At 48.1% G+C, this 20,260-nt stretch carries 22 protein-coding genes, 1 tRNA gene, 1 rRNA gene, 1 other RNA gene and 1 other annotated feature; of the genes, 8 read left to right on the top strand and 17 right to left on the bottom strand.

Going from position 1 to position 20,260, the window contains the following annotated elements:
• Positions 1-325: 325 nt before the first annotated feature.
• Positions 326-1,150 (bottom strand): hypothetical protein, encoded by an 825-nt coding sequence (locus ABJ225_RS22045; protein ID WP_347321617.1) that lies wholly within the window; start codon positions 1,148-1,150, stop codon positions 326-328.
• A gap of 155 nt (positions 1,151-1,305) precedes the next feature.
• Here ABJ225_RS22045 and ABJ225_RS22040 point away from each other — a divergent pair, with 155 nt between their 5' ends.
• Positions 1,306-1,782: a PaaI family thioesterase gene (locus tag ABJ225_RS22040; RefSeq protein WP_218247891.1), complete on the top strand. Its 477-nt coding sequence runs from the start codon at positions 1,306-1,308 to the stop codon at positions 1,780-1,782.
• 41 nt (positions 1,783-1,823) lie between these two features.
• Here ABJ225_RS22040 and ABJ225_RS22035 read toward each other — a convergent pair whose 3' ends face one another.
• From ABJ225_RS22035 to tadA, 7 genes are all read right to left on the bottom strand, one after another.
• Positions 1,824-2,087, bottom strand: a complete 264-nt coding sequence (locus ABJ225_RS22035) for a pro-sigmaK processing inhibitor BofA family protein (RefSeq protein WP_048007497.1) — start codon at positions 2,085-2,087, stop codon at positions 1,824-1,826.
• A 58-nt stretch (positions 2,088-2,145) separates the two neighbouring features.
• Positions 2,146-2,364 carry a YaaL family protein gene (locus ABJ225_RS22030; protein ID WP_053427859.1) on the bottom strand — a complete coding sequence of 73 codons (219 nt, stop codon included), beginning with the start codon at positions 2,362-2,364 and terminating at the stop codon, positions 2,146-2,148.
• 15 nt (positions 2,365-2,379) lie between these two features.
• Positions 2,380-2,976, bottom strand: a complete 597-nt coding sequence (gene recR, locus ABJ225_RS22025) for a recombination mediator RecR (protein WP_048013171.1) — start codon at positions 2,974-2,976, stop codon at positions 2,380-2,382.
• A gap of 11 nt (positions 2,977-2,987) precedes the next feature.
• Entirely contained in the window at positions 2,988-3,308 is a 321-nt protein-coding gene (locus ABJ225_RS22020) for a YbaB/EbfC family nucleoid-associated protein (protein WP_048013172.1), read from the bottom strand.
• 32 nt (positions 3,309-3,340) lie between these two features.
• Complete coding sequence (dnaX, locus tag ABJ225_RS22015; protein WP_347321616.1) at positions 3,341-5,026, bottom strand: DNA polymerase III subunit gamma/tau; 1,686 nt, start codon at positions 5,024-5,026, stop codon at positions 3,341-3,343.
• A 152-nt stretch (positions 5,027-5,178) separates the two neighbouring features.
• An RNA gene (gene ffs, locus ABJ225_RS22010) (signal recognition particle sRNA large type) lies at positions 5,179-5,443 on the bottom strand.
• Positions 5,444-5,540: 97 nt separating this feature from the next.
• A complete protein-coding gene (gene tadA, locus ABJ225_RS22005) occupies positions 5,541-6,020 on the bottom strand; it encodes a tRNA adenosine(34) deaminase TadA (RefSeq protein WP_142129889.1) in 480 nt (159 codons plus the stop codon).
• A 130-nt stretch (positions 6,021-6,150) separates the two neighbouring features.
• Between tadA and ABJ225_RS22000 the strand changes: the two genes are divergently transcribed.
• The 5 genes from ABJ225_RS22000 (at position 6,151) to ABJ225_RS21980 (ending at position 10,070) form a co-directional block, all read left to right on the top strand.
• Positions 6,151-6,699 (top strand): cysteine hydrolase family protein, encoded by a 549-nt coding sequence (locus tag ABJ225_RS22000; protein ID WP_347321615.1) that lies wholly within the window; start codon positions 6,151-6,153, stop codon positions 6,697-6,699.
• Between the two features lie 57 nt (positions 6,700-6,756).
• Positions 6,757-8,040, top strand: coding sequence for a glycosyl hydrolase family 18 protein (locus ABJ225_RS21995; protein WP_347321614.1), 1,284 nt, complete (start codon positions 6,757-6,759; stop codon positions 8,038-8,040).
• A 132-nt stretch (positions 8,041-8,172) separates the two neighbouring features.
• Positions 8,173-8,829, top strand: a complete 657-nt coding sequence (locus tag ABJ225_RS21990; RefSeq protein ID WP_056541976.1) for a deoxynucleoside kinase — start codon at positions 8,173-8,175, stop codon at positions 8,827-8,829.
• A complete protein-coding gene (locus ABJ225_RS21985; protein ID WP_347321613.1) occupies positions 8,813-9,481 on the top strand; it encodes a deoxynucleoside kinase in 669 nt (222 codons plus the stop codon). The genes ABJ225_RS21990 and ABJ225_RS21985 overlap by 17 nt, the downstream gene beginning before the upstream one ends.
• Positions 9,482-9,599: 118 nt before the next feature.
• Positions 9,600-10,070: a DinB family protein gene (locus ABJ225_RS21980; protein WP_347321612.1), complete on the top strand. Its 471-nt coding sequence runs from the start codon at positions 9,600-9,602 to the stop codon at positions 10,068-10,070.
• A 28-nt stretch (positions 10,071-10,098) separates the two neighbouring features.
• Here ABJ225_RS21980 and ABJ225_RS21975 read toward each other — a convergent pair whose 3' ends face one another.
• Positions 10,099-10,596 carry an SdpI family protein gene (locus tag ABJ225_RS21975; protein WP_347321611.1) on the bottom strand — a complete coding sequence of 166 codons (498 nt, stop codon included), beginning with the start codon at positions 10,594-10,596 and terminating at the stop codon, positions 10,099-10,101.
• Between the two features lie 134 nt (positions 10,597-10,730).
• Here ABJ225_RS21975 and ABJ225_RS21970 point away from each other — a divergent pair, with 134 nt between their 5' ends.
• Entirely contained in the window at positions 10,731-11,090 is a 360-nt protein-coding gene (locus ABJ225_RS21970) for a hypothetical protein (protein ID WP_048007486.1), read from the top strand.
• 82 nt (positions 11,091-11,172) lie between these two features.
• Here the strand turns inward: ABJ225_RS21970 and ABJ225_RS21965 are convergent.
• The 6 genes from ABJ225_RS21965 to guaB all read right to left on the bottom strand — a co-directional run bounded on the left by ABJ225_RS21965 (position 11,173) and on the right by guaB (position 17,703).
• A tRNA-Ser gene (locus ABJ225_RS21965) sits at positions 11,173-11,265 on the bottom strand.
• 114 nt (positions 11,266-11,379) lie between these two features.
• Positions 11,380-12,657, bottom strand: a complete 1,278-nt coding sequence (serS, locus tag ABJ225_RS21960; RefSeq protein ID WP_056541990.1) for a serine--tRNA ligase — start codon at positions 12,655-12,657, stop codon at positions 11,380-11,382.
• 58 nt (positions 12,658-12,715) lie between these two features.
• Positions 12,716-12,924 (bottom strand) — a binding site (T-box leader).
• A 53-nt stretch (positions 12,925-12,977) separates the two neighbouring features.
• Positions 12,978-13,568 carry a pyridoxal 5'-phosphate synthase glutaminase subunit PdxT gene (pdxT, locus tag ABJ225_RS21955; RefSeq protein WP_148986232.1) on the bottom strand — a complete coding sequence of 197 codons (591 nt, stop codon included), beginning with the start codon at positions 13,566-13,568 and terminating at the stop codon, positions 12,978-12,980.
• 6 nt (positions 13,569-13,574) lie between these two features.
• On the bottom strand, positions 13,575-14,456 hold the full coding sequence (gene pdxS / locus ABJ225_RS21950) for a pyridoxal 5'-phosphate synthase lyase subunit PdxS (RefSeq protein WP_048007483.1): 882 nt from the start codon (positions 14,454-14,456) through the stop codon (positions 13,575-13,577).
• Positions 14,457-14,676: 220 nt separating this feature from the next.
• The gene (locus tag ABJ225_RS21945) at positions 14,677-15,987 is read right to left on the bottom strand and encodes a D-alanyl-D-alanine carboxypeptidase family protein (protein WP_347321610.1); all 1,311 of its coding nucleotides are present in this window, start codon (positions 15,985-15,987) and stop codon (positions 14,677-14,679) included.
• Between the two features lie 249 nt (positions 15,988-16,236).
• On the bottom strand, positions 16,237-17,703 hold the full coding sequence (gene guaB, locus ABJ225_RS21940; RefSeq protein ID WP_053427847.1) for an IMP dehydrogenase: 1,467 nt from the start codon (positions 17,701-17,703) through the stop codon (positions 16,237-16,239).
• A gap of 111 nt (positions 17,704-17,814) precedes the next feature.
• Here guaB and ABJ225_RS21935 point away from each other — a divergent pair, with 111 nt between their 5' ends.
• Positions 17,815-18,753, top strand: coding sequence for a YaaC family protein (locus ABJ225_RS21935; RefSeq protein WP_347321609.1), 939 nt, complete (start codon positions 17,815-17,817; stop codon positions 18,751-18,753).
• Between the two features lie 17 nt (positions 18,754-18,770).
• Here the strand turns inward: ABJ225_RS21935 and ABJ225_RS21930 are convergent, their stop codons facing one another.
• Together ABJ225_RS21930 and rrf are read right to left on the bottom strand one after the other, a co-directional pair.
• The gene (locus tag ABJ225_RS21930; RefSeq protein WP_053427862.1) at positions 18,771-19,253 is read right to left on the bottom strand and encodes a glutathione peroxidase; all 483 of its coding nucleotides are present in this window, start codon (positions 19,251-19,253) and stop codon (positions 18,771-18,773) included.
• Between the two features lie 900 nt (positions 19,254-20,153).
• Positions 20,154-20,260: ribosomal RNA gene (gene rrf / locus ABJ225_RS21925) — 5S ribosomal RNA — on the bottom strand; the annotation flags it as partial.

Here is a 20,260-nt window from a genome sequence, read left to right as displayed (position 1 = left end):
AGCCAGGATCAAACTCTCCATAAAAAGTTTGAATAGCTCTTTTAAAAATAAATCTAGAATTAACGTTGACGTGTTTGTCTTGTTTTGTTCAGTTTTCAAGGTTCAAATGTTACTTAAGCTCTCTTGAGCACCTCTTAAATATACCATGATATCCGTCAGTGAGTCAAGCTTTTTCTTAAATTGTTTTTCGATGTCGTTTTGGCGACAAGGAATATAATATCACCTATCAGCCTATTACGTCAATACTAATCTCAATTTAAATTTAAAAGATTTCATTTCCCCGGCGCAGGTATGATTTTACCCTTACCCGCACCAGGGACATCAATCAGTATACAAGGTCTTCTCCGATGTATTTGATCCCCCTTTTAGGGAAGAATCCATCAGGGAATACAAGGTCCCACACCATTCCTCTCTCTCTTCTTCCTATGGCGCCTGCGATGACCATCCCTTCATCGATCCGGTGGACCGGCACATTACGGATGAAGTAAGGAAAGCGCGTCAGGAGGTCGATGAACAAGATTCCTTCCTTTTCAATTGAGTGAACTTGAAACAGACCCTGCGCACGTTCTGCGTAGAGATTCCACTTTTGATCGGCAACGGCCATATCTGCCCGGTAGTTCCAATCGGGCTGATGCATCTTTGGATAGTTTCGTAGAAAGAGGTCGGCAAATAATGATTCATAGCGACTCAGCATCGGGAGGGATTCTTTGATCAAGGGAAGGACTTTCGGGGAGAGGGCTGTGTGTTCCCGCTCATCAAGCCAAGTGAGGAAAGCGTGGAGTTCATGAAGGAATATGTGGGTGAAGTTCTTTTCCGGGAGGATTTTCGTTTTACTCGGGAGATAGGTGAAGATGAGCTCTTCCCAGAAAGAATAGGGGCACTCATTCCAAGAGTCTGGACATTCGTCTTCGAGGTGGAGGGTCATATATGAAGCAATGACCTCCAGGAAGAGGTTTCTTCCCGGCGAATCCCGATTCTCTTTTTTGAAGGCGACAAAGTCTTTGCCATAGTAATAGAGGAGACCACGGTATTTCATCTTGAACTCCCGGCTTACCCTGAACATGTCCAGCATGTCTTGATGATCTTCTGGACACTCCAGTGATGTGGTATGCGATCCGCCGTATTCCGGTACAGCTTCTCTTTTTTTCAATTCATCACCATCTTTCGATTTATTATCATGAGCAGCATGACTTTCTCAGTATATCATAAACTGCCTTTATTTGACTGAATATTAAAACTATTTAACAGTGGCAGGGAACCGTCCTCCTTTCTCGAATGTGTGTTGATAGAGAGGGGTTGGAAAAGATGGAGAATCAGAAACCTGCTATACAGGATGAGTATGCGGATGATTTTGCGTGGTGCTATGGATGCGGGCGCCTGAATGAAGAGGGCCATAAGTTCAGGACCACGGTGGAAGGAGAGAAAACCGTTACGGTGTATACGCCTGAACGAAAACACACGGCGATACCCGGTTTTGTGTATGGAGGGGTGATCGCCTCCCTCATCGATTGCCATGGGACGGGGTCTGCCGCTATCACCCTGCATCAGAAGAACGGAGGGACGATCGGGGACGGGAGTATTCCTCCACGGTTCGTGACGGCTTCTTTGTCTGTTGATTTCATGAAGCCGACGCCTCAGGACGTTCCACTAAAGGCGGTGGGTACAGTCCATGAGATCCACCCTAAGAAATTCAGGGTGGAAACAGAAGTATTCGCTGACGAGGAGCTTTGCGCCAAAGGTGAAGTGATTGCCGTCGTCATGCCTGCGTCATTCGGTGGATAATCAAAAAGCCGCCTGCTCCAATCTGGAGCAGGCGGCTTTTCTCATAAGACCCACATCTGAATGACCGTCAGCCCTACGACTCCCGGAATCCCAAGGATCCCTGAGATCGAAGAGGTGGCGAGGTTGATCGGAACGTGGATGCCGTATTTACTTCCGAACGCATTCAAGAAAAACAGAAACAATGCGCCGATCATCACTTTAATGGCGACTTGTCCCACAAATCGCAGCGGCTTGATCGGAACTCCCGTGGCAAGCAGGAGGATGATCAATCCACTGATGGCTGCAATGACGATGACAGGGCTCATACCTTATCTCCTTTCTAAAGAACGAATCGTCCTGTTATAGAAAGGATATGAAGGTTGTCTACCTTTTTATGACGATGTTTCGATGTTTCGCTTCCTTGAACAGGAAAAAATATTTCGCTTCTGCGATTTTCGTATGACATTGGGCACCAAGGCTGTAGTCGACGCTCATTTCGTCGATGGACTGCTGCCGGTTCCACTGATCCTTCATTTCATCCAGGACGTTCAATAAGGATTGGTCATACTCTTTTTTCAACTTGCCCTTCTTTCTGAAAAACAATGGGATCCACTCCTTCTAGACGTCTCTTCTTCCCTCGAGGGCTTTGGATAGGGTCACTTCATCCGCATACTCCAAGTCTCCACCGACCGGGAGTCCATGTGCAATCCGGGTAATGCGGATACCTGAAGGTTTGACCAGCCTTGAAATGTACATGGCGGTCGCTTCCCCTTCGATGTTGGGGTTCGTGGCAAGGATGACTTCCTGGATGACATCATCTTGAAGACGTTTGATCAGGTCCGGCACATTGATATCTTCCGGTCCGATCCCATCCATCGGGGAAATGGCTCCATGAAGCACATGATAAAGGCCGTTGTACTCTCTCATCTTCTCCATGGCGATGACGTCCTTCGGGTCCTGGACGACACATAGGATGCTTCTGTCCCTCCGCTGATCCTCACAGATATAGCAGGGGTCCTGGTCGGTAATGTGACCGCAGACGGAGCAGTAGCTGAGGTTCCGCTTCGCATTCACGAGTGCTTTCGCAAAATCGAGCACGGTGTCTTCTTTCATACTAAGAACAAAAAAAGCCAGACGGGCCGCAGTTTTCGGCCCGATCCCCGGCAATTTCATAAAGCTGTCAATCAGCTTTGATATAGGCTCAGGATAGTGCATCGGTTAGCCTCCTAGAACATGCCCGGCAGGTTCATTCCTTTTGTGAATTGACCCATCGTGGAGTTCGTTAATTCTTCTGCCTTTTTAAGGGCGTCGTTCGTCGCAGCAAGAACTAGATCTTGCAGCATATCGATATCTTCGGGATCTACGACTTCTTCATTGATCTTCACGTCAAGGACCTGTTTGTGTCCTGAAACGATGACAGTGACCATACCGCCGCCTGCTGTTCCTTCGATTTGCTTTTCGCCGAGTTCTTCCTGTGCTTCAGCCATCTTCTTTTGCATTTTTTGCATTTGCTTCATCATATTTTGCATATTACCCATTCCACGCATGTTCATTACCTCCATAAAATGTTTTGAATGAATCAATCATTGACTTCCATTAAATCGGGGCCGACCAATTTTTCCGCTTCGGTCAGCAGGCTGTCTTCTTCTTTGTCGGGACCTTCCTGATCACTTGATTTCGAGTGACGGATGAAATCTTCCCGGATGCCTGTCCACTGATCTTCTGGCACCCCTATGGCCGCATAGCTGCTGCCCGTCAGTTCTTCAAGGATCGAAGAAATGGCAGAGGTGAATGCATGGTTCTCCATCGCCATCTGACAGTGGATATCATACTTGAATTTTAACACAAACGAGCCGCTTGTTGCCGCTACCGGTTCCGCATCATTGAGAAGGGCGGATTGTGAGCGCATCTGGCGCTGATTGAGGGTTTCGACCATATCCCCCCACCGGCTCTTGATTTTGTTCAGGTCTTCTTTCGTGGCTGACTTCAGCACTTCCTGGATCTGTCCTGCAGGAACACGGAAGCCTTTTTTGGCCCTGACCGGTTTCTTGGCCGCTTGAGGGGCACTTGCTTCCCCTTGGATCGCCACACCGTTTTGCTTAAGCTGTTCTAGTTCTCTTTCCAACTTGCCGATCTTCTTCATCATCTCTTCGACTTCGGGAGAGCCCGATGCTTTAGGCGCATCCATCTGACAGAGCTTCACAATGGAGACTTCCAGATAGATGCGGGCATGGTTGGTGAATTTCATCTCCTGCCCCGCCTGGTTCAGTACGTCGATATACTGATAGATCTGATGCGGCTCGATCTGCCCGGCGAGCTCCTTGAATTCATCATCGAGCATCACACGCTCGAGTGATTCCTCAAGGTTCGGTGCCGTTTGGTGAAGGAGCATATCCCGGAAGTACAGAATGAAGTCTTCTGCGAAGCGGGCCGGATCCTTTCCTTGGAAAAGAAGTTCCTCAAGGGCACCGAGGGCCGTCGCTACATCCCTCTCCATGATGGCCCTGCCGAGGCGGTTCAGGTAATCCTGGGAGACGGCACCCGTCACTGTGAGGGCGTCATCAACGGTCACCTGGTCCTGGCTAAAGGAAATGGCCTGATCGAGGAGACTCAGGGCATCACGCATACCGCCTTCCGCTGCACGCGCGATGATGTTCATGGCGTTCTCTTCATACTGGACACCGGACTCCGTGGCGATGTGACTCATCCTGCCCACGATATCCTTTGCCGTGATCCTTCTGAAATCGAAGCGCTGACATCTCGAGATGATCGTAAGCGGGATTTTATGGGGCTCTGTGGTGGCAAGGATGAAGATGACATGCTTCGGTGGTTCCTCCAGCGTCTTCAACAGGGCGTTGAAGGCACCGATCGACAGCATGTGGACTTCATCGATGATGTAAACTTTATAGTCGACGACGTTCGGTGAATACTTCACCTTGTCGCGGATATCCCTGATTTCTTCCACGCCATTATTGGACGCGGCATCGATTTCGATCACATCGGGGATGGATCCATCGGTGATCCCTTTGCAGGCATCGCATTCATTGCAAGGCTCCGCTACGGGAGAACGTTCACAGTTGACGGCTTTTGCCAGGATCTTGGCAGCACTCGTCTTTCCTGTTCCACGCGGTCCGGAGAAGAGGTAGGCATGGGAGATCTTCTGTTGAAGGAGGGCATTCTGCAACGTTTTCGTCACATGCTGCTGCCCGACGACATCGATGAACAATTGCGGTCGCCACACACGATATAATGCTTGATATGCCAAGATACTCCCCCCTCTTATGTATGTTCTATCCTATCTATTATAACGAGTTTGAAATGGTTTTACAAAGGAATCCCGGACCAAAAACCATTCGGTCCTTAATAAACAAAAAACCCATCCGTTCCGGGATGAGTTGTTGTATATGTAAATAACTGCCGTGCACCTTTCCTCGACAAGCATCCATAGGCGTTACTTAAGTAGTTAGCTCAGCCCAGGCAGCCCCGCGGCACATGGAAGCTTCCACTTAATGCTGCTTCCTTCCGGACCTGACATGGTTCATGGATTTCCATTGCGCAGGACCCAGACGTCGACACCACTTGCTTAAGGCAGACCCTACAGAGTGCAAGCCTCAGAAAGGAATTCAGTCTCGCTAGAGCGGATTGCGAGTACAGGACACCGCTACCTTCCCACCTAGCACGGCAAAATTGATACCACTATTCAGTTGCACCGCAAAAGAGCGACGCAAGATTAAGTATACTAGCATTCAAGGTAAAAAGCAACGGATGGGTGATGTAAATTATTTGAATTTCCTCTCCGCTTTCTTCCTTGCCCTTAAATCCTTGAAGAAAGAAGAAAGCATTCCTCCGCACTCCTGTTCCATCACACCCGGTACCACCACACATTGATGATTGAACCGTTCATCATCGAGCAGGTTCATGAGGGTTCCGGCACAGCCAGCCTTCGGATCCTTCGCTCCATAGATCACCTTTTCCACCCTGGAGAGGATGATGGCTCCCGAACACATCGGACATGGCTCCAATGTCACATACAGCTCGGCCCCTTCCAGTCTCCACGTCCCTATACGCTCACACGCTTCCTGGATGGCAAGCATTTCTGCATGGGTGACGGCATTCTGGGTCGTCTCCCGCAGATTATGCCCCCGCCCGATGATTTCATCTCCAAGAACCACCACCGCACCGATGGGAACCTCTTGGATGGCAGCCGCTTTTTCCGCCTCTTTGAGCGCTTCTATCATAAACCGTTCGTCTCTTGTCATAATCGTATGCTCCTGATCACGTAATGGCTTCATTGTACTAAAAATGGACGGTGTATGGAAAGGGGATGTCCGACACTGCTCATAAAATCCTTCCGTTCATACAGACTAAAAGAAGAAAGGTGATGATGAAATGAACACAAATGATACTGCCCTCCTGATCATCGACGTGCTGAATCCCTTCGATTTCACATATGGCGAGACCCTTGCCGATCATACGCGTACCATTGTTCCCCCTCTATTGAAGATCCGTGATCACTGCAGGGAGAATGGAATCCCGGTCATCTACATCAATGACCACTATAAGCTATGGAAGGCCGATTACAAGAAGATCTATCAAACATGTCATAACGAGAGAAGCGATGCCATCATGACGCCTCTGAAACCTGCGGACAATGATTATTTCCTCATTAAACCGAAGCATTCCGCCTTCTACGGGACCGCCCTGAATACCCTCCTTCATCAGCTCTCTGTCAAAACGCTGATTCTTACGGGCATTGCAGGCAACATTTGTGTCCTGTTCACGGCAAATGATGCCTATATGAGGGAGTTCAAGCTGATCGTCCCATCGGATGCCATTGCCTCGGTGAGCGAAGAAGATAATCGCTATGCCCTTACGATGATGGAGAACGTCCTGAAAGCCACCGTTGCCCCTACAGAAAATCTATTTGGCTCATCATAACTTTTACCCTCCCCTCATAGAATCCCTATAGCGGATACACAAATGGGAGGGGAAAGCATGCAGATCCATGTCGTACAGCCTAATCAATCCCTGTCTGGCATCGCCCAGGCTTACGGTACAACCGTTAAAGATATCGTGGAGGCCAATGAGCTGCCGAATCCGAATAATCTCGTCGTCGGTCAGGCCCTGGTCATCCCCATCATCGGGAGTTTCTATTATATACAGCCCGGGGACAGCTTATGGCTGGTCTCACAGAAAACCGGCATTTCCTATCAGGAGATTGCCAAAGCGAACGGCATCACCCCGAATCAACAGCTCCAAGTCGGGTACCGTCTCTATATCCCGCCTCGTCCGAAGACCAAGGGAGAGTTCAATGCGTATGTAGAGCCCTACGGAAAAGAAGTCGCACCGAATCTCGAGGAAAGTGCAAAGGAGGCCGCTCCTTACCTCACCTATCTTGCACCGTTCAGCTTCCAGGCCCAAAGGGACGGCACGCTGAAGGAGCCCCCACTCGGTAATCTGATCCAGACCGGCAAGAATAATAACAACGTCATGATGATGGCCATCACCAACCAGGAAGAAGGCGCCTTCAGTGATGAGCTCGGACGCATCCTCCTGAACGACCAGGCCATCCAGAACACCTTCCTCGATAACGTTGTCAAAACAGCTAAGAAATATGGATTCCGGGATATCCATTTCGACTTTGAATACCTTCGCCCTCAGGACAGGGATGCTTATAACCAGTTTCTCCGGAAAGCAAAGGCCCTTTTCAATCAAGAAGGCTGGCTCCTCTCCACGGCCCTCGCCCCGAAGACGAGTGCCGACCAGAAAGGGAAATGGTATGAAGCCCATGATTATAAAACCCAGGGGGAGATCGTTGATTTCGTGGTGATCATGACGTATGAGTGGGGCTACAGCGGCGGTCCAGCCATGGCGGTATCACCCATCGGTCCGGTAAGGGATGTGCTTGAATATGCCGTGTCAGAGATGCCTTCAAGCAAGATCCTCATGGGGCAGAACCTGTATGGATATGACTGGACCCTTCCGTTCAAGCCGGGGACCACAGCTAAAGCTCTCAGTCCCCAGCAGGCAATCCAGCTTGCCGCACAGAACAATGTACGGATTCAATATGATGAAAAAGCCCAGGCTCCTTTCTTTAAATACAAAGCAACTGATGGTACCGATCATGAAGTCTGGTTTGAAGATGCCAGGAGCATCAATGCGAAATTCGATCTGCTGAAGGAATTGAAGCTAAGGGGAATGAGCTACTGGAAGCTCGGTCTTTCCTTCCCGCAGAACTGGCTCCTTCTCTACGATCGGTTCGACGTCACCAAGCGATAAAGACGGGTGCCCAGGGGGCATCCGTTTTTTCTGGAAAAGTTTATGCAAAATAAGCTGAACACTCTTTCAGGCGATTATGATACAATAAATCCTGTCGAAAAATACCGTCATATTTTGAGGAGGACACACGTAATGGGGCCGATTCCGTTCATAACCGTCGAAGGTCCGATTGGTGTAGGAAAGACCTCTCTTGCCAAGGCGATATCCGAGCATTTTCAATTCCATCTGCTCAGGGAGATCGTTGATGAAAATCCATTCCTGGACAAGTTTTATGATGATATCGAGGAGTGGAGCTTTCAAACGGAGATGTTTTTCTTATGCAATCGATATAAACAGCTTGAAGATATCGAAAAGCATTACCTGTCACAGGAGAAATCCGTGGTGGCCGATTACCATATCCTGAAGAATATTGTGTTTGCGAAGCGGACATTGAAGGACGCGCAGCAATTTGATAAATACTTGAAGATCTATGACATCCTGACGGCGGATATGCCGAGACCCAATGTGATCATTTATTTGAACGCAGGTCTTGATACGCTTCTCAGCAGGATCGAAAAACGTGGCCGGGACTTCGAGAAGAAGATCAGCCCGCTCTATTTGAAACAGCTGTCACTGGATTATGATGAATATATGGAAGCATTCGAGGAAAAACATCCTGATATCCCTGTCCTTCGCTTTAACGGCGATGAGGTTGATTTCGTTCAGCGGCAGGATGACTTGGAGCTTATCCTGAAGCAGCTTGAGACGACACTTAAAGAAGGAGTCCACCACCATGAATCTTCGAACTAAATATGGCATACCGAATAATGCCGTCATCACCATTGCAGGAACCGTCGGGGTCGGAAAATCCACGATGACCAACGGACTTGCAGAAGCATTGGGGTTCAGGACGTCATTTGAAAAAGTCGATACGAACCCTTACCTGGACAAGTTCTATAAAGATTTCAAGAGCTGGAGCTTCCACCTTCAAGTGTACTTCCTCGCCGAACGCTTCAAAGAGCAAAAGAGGATCTTCGAATACGGGGGTGGCTTCATCCAAGACCGTTCCATCTATGAAGACACGGGCATCTTCGCGAAGATGCATCATGAAAAGGGCACGATGAGCGATACCGACTATGAAACATACACCAGTCTCTTCGACGCCATGGTCATGACGCCTTACTTCCCGCATCCTGATCTTCTCATCTATCTGGAGGGATCCCTCGATCATATCATCGACCGGATCCGCGAGCGAGGACGTCCGATGGAGCAGGAAACGCCAGTCGAGTACTGGGAAGAGATGCACGAACGCTATGAAAACTGGATCAATAACTTCAATGCCTGTCCGGTCCTGCGCCTTGATATCAGGGAATATGATCTTGTGAGGGATGCGGGTTCCATTGAACCGATCATCGAGCGCATCGCTTACTTCATTGAACAGACACGGATGTTGAAGAACTGAGATGGCATACGAAAACCGCCTGGAGCTTTCCAGGCGGTTTTGTTGTTCAAAGCGTATCAGTTACTGATCACAACATTTTCTGTTACAGTAGACACGAAAGACGAAAGGAGAAACCATCATGAATCAATCCCTATATAGTCAGTTCCAGCTGACAAGAGACCAGCTCCTCAATGAAATCAAAGACCTGAAGGCAGACGTCATCGACGTGCAGCCGGAAGGATTGAACAATACGATCCATTGGCATATCGGACATGTCCTTACTGTCACTGAACAGTTCATGTTCGGATTCGAAAGCCTAGGAAACACACTTCCTGCACGCTATGCCGAATTATTCGGCTACGGCTCGAAGCCGGCAGACTGGAGCGGTGATGTTCCTTCAGTCGAAGAGCTTGCTTCTCAGCTGCAAGACCAGCTTCTACGCATTAATGAACTATCGGACGAGCACCTCGCCCAGCCCCTTGAACAGCCGTTCCATGGCCTCAAGACATTCGGCGAACTTGCCCACCTCTCCCTCAGCCATGAAAGTCAGCATCTCGGACAGATGCACGCCATCAAGCTGTTGGCAGAACGCACCATCGTCAACGGATAATCTGAAGCCGGTCATATGACCGGCTTTTTTATGTAATCTTCTTCCTCTTCAGTATGGCTTCCACAATCGGGACCATCATCCCGATCAATACGACGGGCAGGAACCATTCGAACATCCCCTTTACCCACCCCATGGCAATCGCAACGGTCTCGAATGCCAACAGTGAAAATACCAGCACAAAAGAATTCTTCATCACATTCAGCATCTGCCGACTATTCAGGTAAAATGCCCTTGCATTGGATTCATTCAGTCTATCCGGGTAATTATGGACCTCAGGAAACTTCTCCAACAGATGCATGGATAGTCCCAGCATGAGTCCGATCGCTGGGAGGATGAGCAGCTCATACTTCGATCCCCACCGTGTGATTTCTGTCAGACTATAATGAGCAGGCACCTGGTCAGGGAGCGACGTCCAGGTCATGACAAGTAAACCGGTCATTCCCACATAACTGCCTGTCCCCACCAAGTCCCAAAGTTTCTCCCTGGTTGTCTTCGGTATTGAAAGTTTATGTCGATTTCCAGCCATGCACACCCCGCCTTTCTTACTATTTCTTACGATTTTACGTTCTCGAGGTTTCAAATAATGGAAAAGAAATCGTTTACGGATAACAGTACGGAGGTATACAAGACTAAAGGATATTAGATTAAAGGAGGATGGAGATGGAAGAAAAAATGACATATTATGTTGATATCAATAGCGGGGACGTGACGCCTGAAGCGGAACAGAACCACAGCCCGAGCTTCAGGATCTTTGCCACACCAGAGCAGGTGGAAGAGCTCAAGCTCATGTTCGAGCAGAACGACGCAGACGCAATGAGTACAATGAGGCGTGCACAGGTACCGTTCCGTCAGTATCATAATTCCCCCGAGGACGACCGCTATGACGAGTCCATGAGGCAGATTTACGGGAAAATCTTCGAGCTTGGAGACGAGGAAGCAAAGCGTCATATCGTAGAGAACGGAATCCTCGAGAGCAAGCATAACCCTAACCTACGGGAGGATATTGAAAACCTCAAATAACCAATAAAAAAGACTGCTACTTCATAAGAAGTAGCAGTCTCTATCTCCAATGTTTATGCGCATTGGTTAATATTAAAATCAATGGAGGAGGAAGGGGGATTCGAACCCCCGCGGGCTTTGACACCCCTGTCGGTTTTCAAGACCGATCCCTTCAGCCGGACTTGGGTATTCCTCCGTATCGACAAGAATTATAATACCACGCTTAAAATTTGAAGTCAACAACATCTTTTGTTTTTTTAAAAAAAGGTGCCACAGCTGCCTCTTCCACAGCCGTAGCACCTTTTTGCCCTTATCCTTTGATGACTTCCAGCCCACGCATATATGGACGAAGTACTTCAGGAACGATGACCGTACCATCCTCCTGCTGATAGTTCTCAAGGATTGCCGCCACGGTACGTCCGATGGCAAGTCCAGAACCGTTCAGCGTGTGAAGATGTTCAGGTTTCGCATTCGTTTCCCTTCTGAAGCGGATGTTTGCACGACGTGCTTGGAATCCTTCGAAGTTACTGCAAGAAGAGATTTCACGATACGTGCCGTAGCTTGGGATCCATACTTCAAGATCATATTTCTTCGCTGCCGTGAAGCCCAGGTCCGCTGTACACATAGAGAGGACACGGTATGGAAGACCAAGGAGCTGAAGCACTTTCTCTGCATGACCTGTCAGTTTCTCGAGTTCATCATAAGAATCCTCCGGCTTGACGAAACGGACAAGCTCGACTTTGTTGAACTGATGCTGACGGATCAGCCCGCGTGTGTCGCGTCCCGCAGAACCTGCTTCAGAACGGAAGTTGGCGCTATATGCCACATAGCTCAGTGGAAGATCGTCCCCTTTGATGATTTCATCGCGGTGGTAGTTCGTCACAGGAACCTCAGCCGTCGGTACGAGGAAGTAATCTTCGCTTTCGATGCGGAATGCATCCTCTTCGAATTTCGGAAGCTGACCGGTTCCCGTCATGCTTGCACGGTTCACGAGGTATGGCGGAAGCATTTCAGTGTAGCCATGCTCATCCATGTGAAGGTCCATCATGAAGTTGATCAACGCACGTTCCAGACGCGCACCCATCCCTTTATAGAAAACAAATCGGCTTCCGGTTACTTTGGCAGCTCGTTCAAAGTCGAGAATATCAAGCCCTGTTGCGACATCCCAGTGAGGCTTCGCTTCAAAATCGAACTCTCTGATCTCGCCCCATGTTCGCGCTTCTACGTTGTCATCTTCCGTTTCACCCACCGGTACTGATTCATGAGGGATATTTGGAATCGCCATAAGGATGCGGTCGAGTTCTTCCTCCACTCCTCGTAATTCATCATCCAGCGTCTTGACTTGTGCACCGACTTCACGCATTTCCACGATGAGGTCCTGTGCATCCTGCTTTTCTTTTTTCAATTTCGCAATTTGTTGGGAAACGTCGTTCCTCTTACTTTTCAGGTCTTCCGTTTCAACAAGGAGTTCCCTTCTCCGCTTATCAAGCTCTTCGAATTTACCGAAGTCTTCAAGGTCTTCTCCCCTGTGTTGAAGACGTGCTTTCACATCTTCCAGATTGTTTCTCAAATACTTAATGTCCAACATAGCTCTTCCTCCTTTAAAATGACACGTCCAAAAACGATAAAAAACCCCCATCCCTGGTAAAAGGGACGGAGGTTTCCGCGTTGCCACCCTAATTGAAGACAGATGACTGCCTTCCTCTTAGAGATGGTAACGGAATCACCGAAAATACTTACTTCATTCAGTACTTCACTCGAGGATGGATTCATAAAGGCCTTGTATCGGTTCGCACCAGCCACCGACTCTCTTGATCAAGCTTCCCTTACTACTAGCTCCTGTCATCGATTTAAATGTGTATTGGTTATAACATAATCTACTACAATGATTTCCGATTTGCAAGTGGATTATGCCAATGACTTTTCTAGACTCTCTTCTACCATCTTCACGAAATACTGCGTGAGACGATGGTCATCGGTCAGTTCCGGATGGAATGAACACCCCAGGAACTGACCATGGCGGGCTAAGACGATCCGTCCATCATGCTCTGCCAGGATCTCCACTTCTTCCCCGGCCTCGACGATATGGGGAGCCCTGATGAAGATCGCATTGAACGCTTCCCCCACATGGCTGATCGTCAGGTCGGCTTCGAAGCTTTCCTTCTGACGCCCGAAGGAATTACGCTCTACCGTGACATCCATGACGCCAAGATGAGGCGCATCGTATCCGACAAGCTTCTTCGCCAGCAGGATCAGTCCTGCACACGTTCCGAACATCGGCTTCCCAGCAGAAGCAAATTCCCTCAACGGCTCCATAAAGCCGTAGCGGTCGATGAGTCTCCTCATCGTCGTGCTTTCTCCTCCAGGCATGATGAGCCCGTCCACTTCGTCAAGCTGCTCTACTCTTTTGATGACCAGGGCCTCAGCACCCGATGCTTCAATCGACCGGATGTGTTCCCTCACTGCCCCCTGAAGGCCGAGTACACCTATCTTCGTCATGGCTGATTACCACCCGCGGTCCTGCATGCGGTTTTCTGGAAGGATCGATGCAATTTCGACGCCTTTCATGGCCACTCCAAGCTCTTTGGAAAGATCGGCAATCAGCTTGTAATCTTGGTAGTGAGTCGTCGCTTCCACGATGGCTTTAGCGAATTTCTCAGGATTCTCAGACTTGAAGATCCCTGAACCTACGAATACTCCATCTGCTCCAAGCTCCATCATAAGGGCAGCATCAGCTGGGGTTGCCACTCCGCCTGCTGCGAAGTTCACGACCGGAAGACGTCCGTTTTCTTTGATTTCAAGAAGTAGTTCGAACGGTGCGCCAAGAAGTTTGGCTTCCGTCATGATTTCATCTTCATTCATGGAGACAAGCTTGCGTACCTGCGCGTTCACTTTACGGATATGGCGGACGGCTTCGACGATGTTGCCTGTTCCCGGCTCACCCTTTGTGCGAAGCATGGATGCCCCTTCGCCGATGCGTCGTGCTGCTTCCCCAAGATCACGGCAACCACATACGAATGGAACCGTGTAGTCACGCTTATTCAAGTGGTATTCTTCATCAGCTGGAGTGAGTACTTCACTCTCATCGATGTAGTCAACACCCATTGATTCCAGTACTTTCGCTTCTACGATGTGACCGATACGCGCTTTTGCCATGACCGGGATCGAAACGGCCCCCATGACTTCTTCCACGATGCGCGGGTCAGCCATACGGGCAACTCCGCCAGCTGCACGGATATCTGCAGGCACTCGCTCCAGCGCCATGACGGCAACGGCTCCAGCCTCTTCTGCAATCTTCGCTTGTTCTGCATTGACAACGTCCATGATGACGCCGCCTTTTTGCATTTCTGCCATTCCTCGTTTAACTCGATCTGTACCAGTTCTCATGTATGTAGCCCCCTTGTGTTTTCCAGGGATGTCCCGCATGAAATGAAGAAATCGGACTATACCCATCGGATTGAATATTGTTGCTCTACTGCTTAATAAACAATAAATTCACACTTCTGTCAAGGTAGCCAGCGGGCATTTCGGCCCAAGGTCACCCTGGCAATTTTTTATAAAAAAACATCAGGCTTCCGTGAAAACCTGATGTTTTTCCTAGCAAGAATCAGAACCAGCCCTTGACCGTAGAAGTCACAGAGCCCCAGATGTCGCTGAAGAAACCGCCAACCGCCCTCATGGAGAGGATGAACCAGTTCGCTTTTTCTACGCCATCTGCCGTTACAACAGCTGCTTTTGAACTGCCGCCCTTGTCCGTGAGATACCCGAGACCGTCATCTGATTTCACTGTTACATAGCCGATGGTTTCTCCTTTTTTAACTGGGGCTTGCAGTTTACCGTCTTCATTCAATTTTTTCTTATCCACCTCGAATTGAGGTTTGAATTTCTTATCCGCATCCGTCTTCAATACCATTTGAAGAGGATCTTTCGTGTGGATCTTAACACTCTTTTCTTTCCCTTTTACAACTGGCATCGTCTTATGCCCTTTGATTTCGTAATTGGCAGGGTAGACTTCTTCCAATGTGTAATTGTTGAAGGCATAATCAAGCAGTTTGCGTGTTTCGTTGAAGCGTGCATCATAGGAATTTTCACCTGAAGGAACATTCACGTCCATTACAACCGAGATGAATCGGATGCCGTCGCGTTCAGCCGTTCCTGTGAAGTTGGCACCTGCGAAATCCGTTGTACCGGTCTTCAGCCCGTCCATTCCTTCGTATTCACGAATAAGTCCCGGAAGCATCCAGTTCCAGTTAGACATATCAGTAGAATCTCCACCCTTATCGAATACTTTCTTCGGAATGCTCGATGTTTCGAGAATTTCCGGGTGGTCTTTCAAAAGACGAAAAGCGAGTGTGGCCATATCTTTTGCCGACATGACATTTTCTTCATCCGGCTCTCCAACAACTGAATTGAAATATTGAGATAGGTCTGCATTATTGAGACCTGTAGAGTTTACAAATTTATAATGTTCCAAGCCCAATTCTTTGGCTTTTGCATTCATCATTTCGACGAATTTCGCTTCGGATCCTGCGATGGTTTCCGCAATCCCCATGGTAGCCGCATTGGCTGAATAAATCGCCATGGCTTCATAGAGTTCTTTCACCGTGTAGCTTCTTCCCACTTCGAGGGAAACATTGCTAAGCCCCGTATTGTGGGACATTTTTGAAATGTTCATTGGCACTTCGTATGTTTGATCCCATTTTACTTTTCCGTCTTGAATAGCTTCTAGCAACAGATATTCTGTCATCATTTTTGTCATACTTGCAATGCCTTGTGCATTGTCTGCGTTCTTTTCATAGAGAATTTTGCCCGTACTCGCTTCTACCAGGATTGCCGCCTTCGCTTTAACATCCAGATCGTCCTGGGCTGCACTGGCAGGCTTTTGGACAAGGCCCATCGCCAACATTAATACCATCATACAAACAACAGATTTTTGAATCCAACTTCTTTTCACTATTAGCCCTCCAAGATTTTATGTACACCTTCGTTATTTTAACATAGTTCAAATGGTTCGAATAGATAGAGAATATTACTAGTTTTCAGTTAGGTCGGGGGATGCAAGCCCTTGGATACATATTATTTCCAATAATAAAAAAAGCTGGCTAAGATAGCCAGCTTTTTCAATCTGAAGCGAATTCCACCGGTCCATCCAGCGGAATAAATTATATTAAGATAATGAATAGTTAGGTGCTTCTTTCGTGATTTGTACATCATGCGGATGGCTCTCGCGAAGACCTGCGCCGGTCATGCGTGTGAACTGTGCATGCTCGCGGAGATCGTGGAGATCCTTCGTGCCGCAGTAGCCCATTCCTGAACGGAGACCACCGATCAGTTGATACAATGTGTCGGCAAGAGGGCCTTTGTAAGGGAGACGGCCTTCGATGCCTTCTGGAACAAATTTCTTCGCTTCCTCTTGGAAGTAACGGTCTTTAGACCCTTTTTCCATGGAGCTGACAGAACCCATACCTCTGTATACTTTGAAGCGACGGCCTTGGAAGATTTCAGTTTCCCCAGGGCTTTCTGTCGTTCCTGCAAGGAGGCTTCCGAGCATGACAGCATGTCCACCGGATGCCAATGCTTTGACAACGTCTCCAGAGTACTTGATTCCACCATCGGCGATGATGGCTTTACCGTGCTTGCGTGCTTCCGTCGCACAGTCATAAATGGCTGTGATCTGGGGAACACCGACACCTGCTACGACACGGGTCGTACAAATGGAACCTGGTCCGATTCCCACCTTCACCACATCGGCTCCGGCTTCGATCAGATCTCTTGTTCCCTCAGCTGTAGCTACGTTACCAGCAACGATATTCAATGTCGGATAGGCATTGCGGATATCGCTTACGATGGAAAGGACGCCTGCAGAGTGACCGTGCGCTGTATCGATGACGATGATATCGACTGCGGCTTTCACGAGGTGCTCGACGCGTACCATGGTGTCTTTCGAGATCCCTACGGCTGCCCCAACGAGAAGTCGTCCTTGTTGGTCTTTAGCTGAGTTCGGGAATTCAATGACTTTCTCGATATCTTTGATGGTGATAAGGCCTTTCAAGGTACCTTCTCCATCGATGAGTGGGAGCTTTTCAATTTTGTGCTGCTGAAGGATTTTTTCAGCTTCTTCAAGCGTCGTGCCTACAGGAGCTGTCACGAGATCTTCTTTCGTCATGACATCAGAGATGAGAATCGAATAATCCTGAATGAAACGGAGGTCGCGGTTGGTCAGGATCCCAACCAGTTTTTGTTCCTCTGCGTTGTTGACGATCGGAACACCGGAAATTCTATATTTGCCCATCAAGTGTTCGGCTGCGAAGACTTGATTGTCTGGAGTCAGGAAGAACGGATCGGTGATGACTCCACTCTCAGAACGTTTTACCTTATCGACTTGCTCAGCCTGCTGTTCGATGCTCATGTTCTTGTGGATGACACCAAGGCCACCTTGACGCGCCATGGCAATGGCCATCTCTGCTTCTGTGACCGTATCCATACCGGCACTGATGATCGGGACGTTCAGTTTCACTGTATCCGTAAGTGCGACGGAAATGTTCACATCTTTCGGCAACACCTCTGAACGAGCCGGTGTCAATAGCACATCATCAAACGTTAAACCTTCTTTAGCAAATTTAGATTCCCACATAATTTTGGCCTCCCTATCCGAAAATATTATTAGTAGGTTATCAATTGGGCAAAATACTGTCAAGAACTATAGGATTAGTTTAACTATTCAGATTAATCGGAGGTTGTACATTTGCATAATATCAGGCACTGGAGGGACTTCCTCCACTATTTCCAATCGGCTTCCTATACCCAGAAATTCCTGAGACGATGTTATCGTTCCATGCCCGGATCCGATGTCAAAAGCTATGATAATTGCTACCCCTTCATGTATTATCTCGAACAAGGGGAGATCTATTATAAACAGGCAGAAGATTCGCCGCTTTCGATTAAGCCCATCCTTCTTTTTTACGGTTTCATCCATTTCATCAAGGCAGTCGTGCTCACCACGGATCCGAACTATCCGGAGACCACCACCGTCCTCGCCCACGGGATCACCTCCCGGAAAAGGAAGAAACAGCAGTACCGATTCCTTCACGATGAGGTGAAGATCCAGAAGAACGGCCTCTTTACCCACTTCTCCTCCCTCCACTTCGACCTTAAGCACCTGGAAGGGGAAAAATACAAAATGGAAGACCTCTTGGATCAGATCCCTGAGATGGCCGATTCCTTTTCAGTCCTCATGAAGAAGACGACCATGTTCCCTTTTACGGAAGGAAGGTTGTCCATTGAAGAGAATCTGCTGAACCACTTCCACTGGACACCCGATTCCTTTCGCCAGCATCACTCATCCTTACCCGAAGGGATCCACTGGGAAGGGCAGGACACCCTTTCCACTACCCTGAGGAACGAAGCTCTTCCCTTCAGGTGGAACCGTCAGGAACGGAAGCTCGCCCTGCCTGCAATCAAAAACGAAGCAAGCTCCCTGCCGGAGGTTCTCATTCACTATGCCATCCTTTACAATCTCAGCATGATTGCACGCTACGAAACCGAGTGGTGGATGGAACTATTGAAAAACCGGACCACCGAGGACTACCCGTTCATCCTCGCCTTCATCACCCTCACAACCAAAAAGGGCCCTTCCCTATTAGGGGAGCTCCTTGAAAACAAAATGAAGCAGGAGGGGGAATGAACCTCTCCTGCTTACACCTATTGCTGAAGCAATTTCACAATATCATCTTCGATTTTCCGTGGATTGGTCTGAGGCGAATAACGATCATACACTTCTCCATCTTTTGAAATAAGGAACTTTGTGAAATTCCATTTGATATCAGATAAAAGAAGCCCCTTCTTCTCCTTCGTCAAATACTTGAATAGGGGATGCGCATCCTTCCCCTTCACATCCACCTTTGCGAACATCGGGAATGATACCCCATAGTTCACCTGACAGAACTCAAGGATCTCATCTTGATCATCAAACTCCTGATTCATGAACTGATCGCACGGGAACCCAAGGACAACCAGCCCCTGCTCTTTATACTCCTCATACAGACCCTGCAGCTCCTTGAACTGAGGCGTGAACCCGCACTTACTTGCCGTATTCACGATCAGCATCACCTTGCCTTCATAGTCCTCCAGCGCTACATCTGAACCATCGGATTTTTTTACCGTCAAATCATATAGTGAAGAAATCATACTATCTCTCCTTTTTCACATTTACGTAATTCAATCATACTCATTGAGGGGACGTAAGGCAATTTTGAAGATGGTGTGAGGAGAAGGTGTGTGAAGGGTTGAGTGCTTTAGCAGAAACCGTTGGGTTTGAACATAGACAATGCGTCAAGTTCTGGATGTTTCTGGAAGGAAACACTGAATAAGTTTTAATGGATCATAAGCATATTTATCATGAGGTGTACACAGACAAAGCGTCAAGTTCTGGAGGTTTTTGGGAATCAAAGAGAGATATTTTCACTCATTACAAATTTAAAAATATGATTCACAGTTCACTAGTAGATAGAGCCGTTCGCAAATAAAGGAAAGGGATCACAAATAGAAAAATGGCCAGTGATCCGTTTCGCAAATACAAAGTCGATTCTCGCAAATAGAATGAAAAATGTCGCAAGTTAATGGTTGAATTCCGCAGGTATTTTCGCTCCTAGGGGGGAACGATAGGTCCTTCAATGTTCAAAAGGGCCAAAAGGTGTTATGAGGAATGTCGAATGGCGTCAGGTACTCATTCAGATACAATATATGGAAAAATATCACTAATAAAAGTAACCTATCCGCAGATATCAGGCCCCCTTCGCTCGGAATCAAAAAAAGTCGCAAATAAGCGCAACTCCCCCATAGCCTTATCTTCGGCAAACGTTTTGTCCCTTCCGTTTCGCTGATCATATACTCCCACAGGTTATAATAATTTTAAAGACCTTTTCGATCCTCACCTAGAAGAGAAGTATCTCCCTTACTTTAACCCCGATATTGCAAACTCCTACTCGCTTGCAACCTTCGCATTCCCATATCTCTCTTTCCTGCCAACTAAAAAAAACACCACAAAAAAAGCAGCCCATCAAATGAGCTGCTTTTCTCTCTATTGCCTGGCGACGTCCTACTCTCACAGGGGGAGATCCCCCAACTACCATCGGCGCTGAAGAGCTTAACTTCCGTGTTCGGCATGGGAACGGGTGTGACCTCTTCGCCAA

It is taken from the genome of Rossellomorea sp. RS05 (assembly GCF_039822645.1).
In the GTDB taxonomy this organism is placed as follows: domain Bacteria; phylum Bacillota; class Bacilli; order Bacillales; family Bacillaceae_B; genus Rossellomorea; species Rossellomorea marisflavi_B.
The sequence above is the reverse complement of the archived record's forward strand: the minus strand, read 5'-3'. Positions and strand labels throughout refer to the sequence as shown.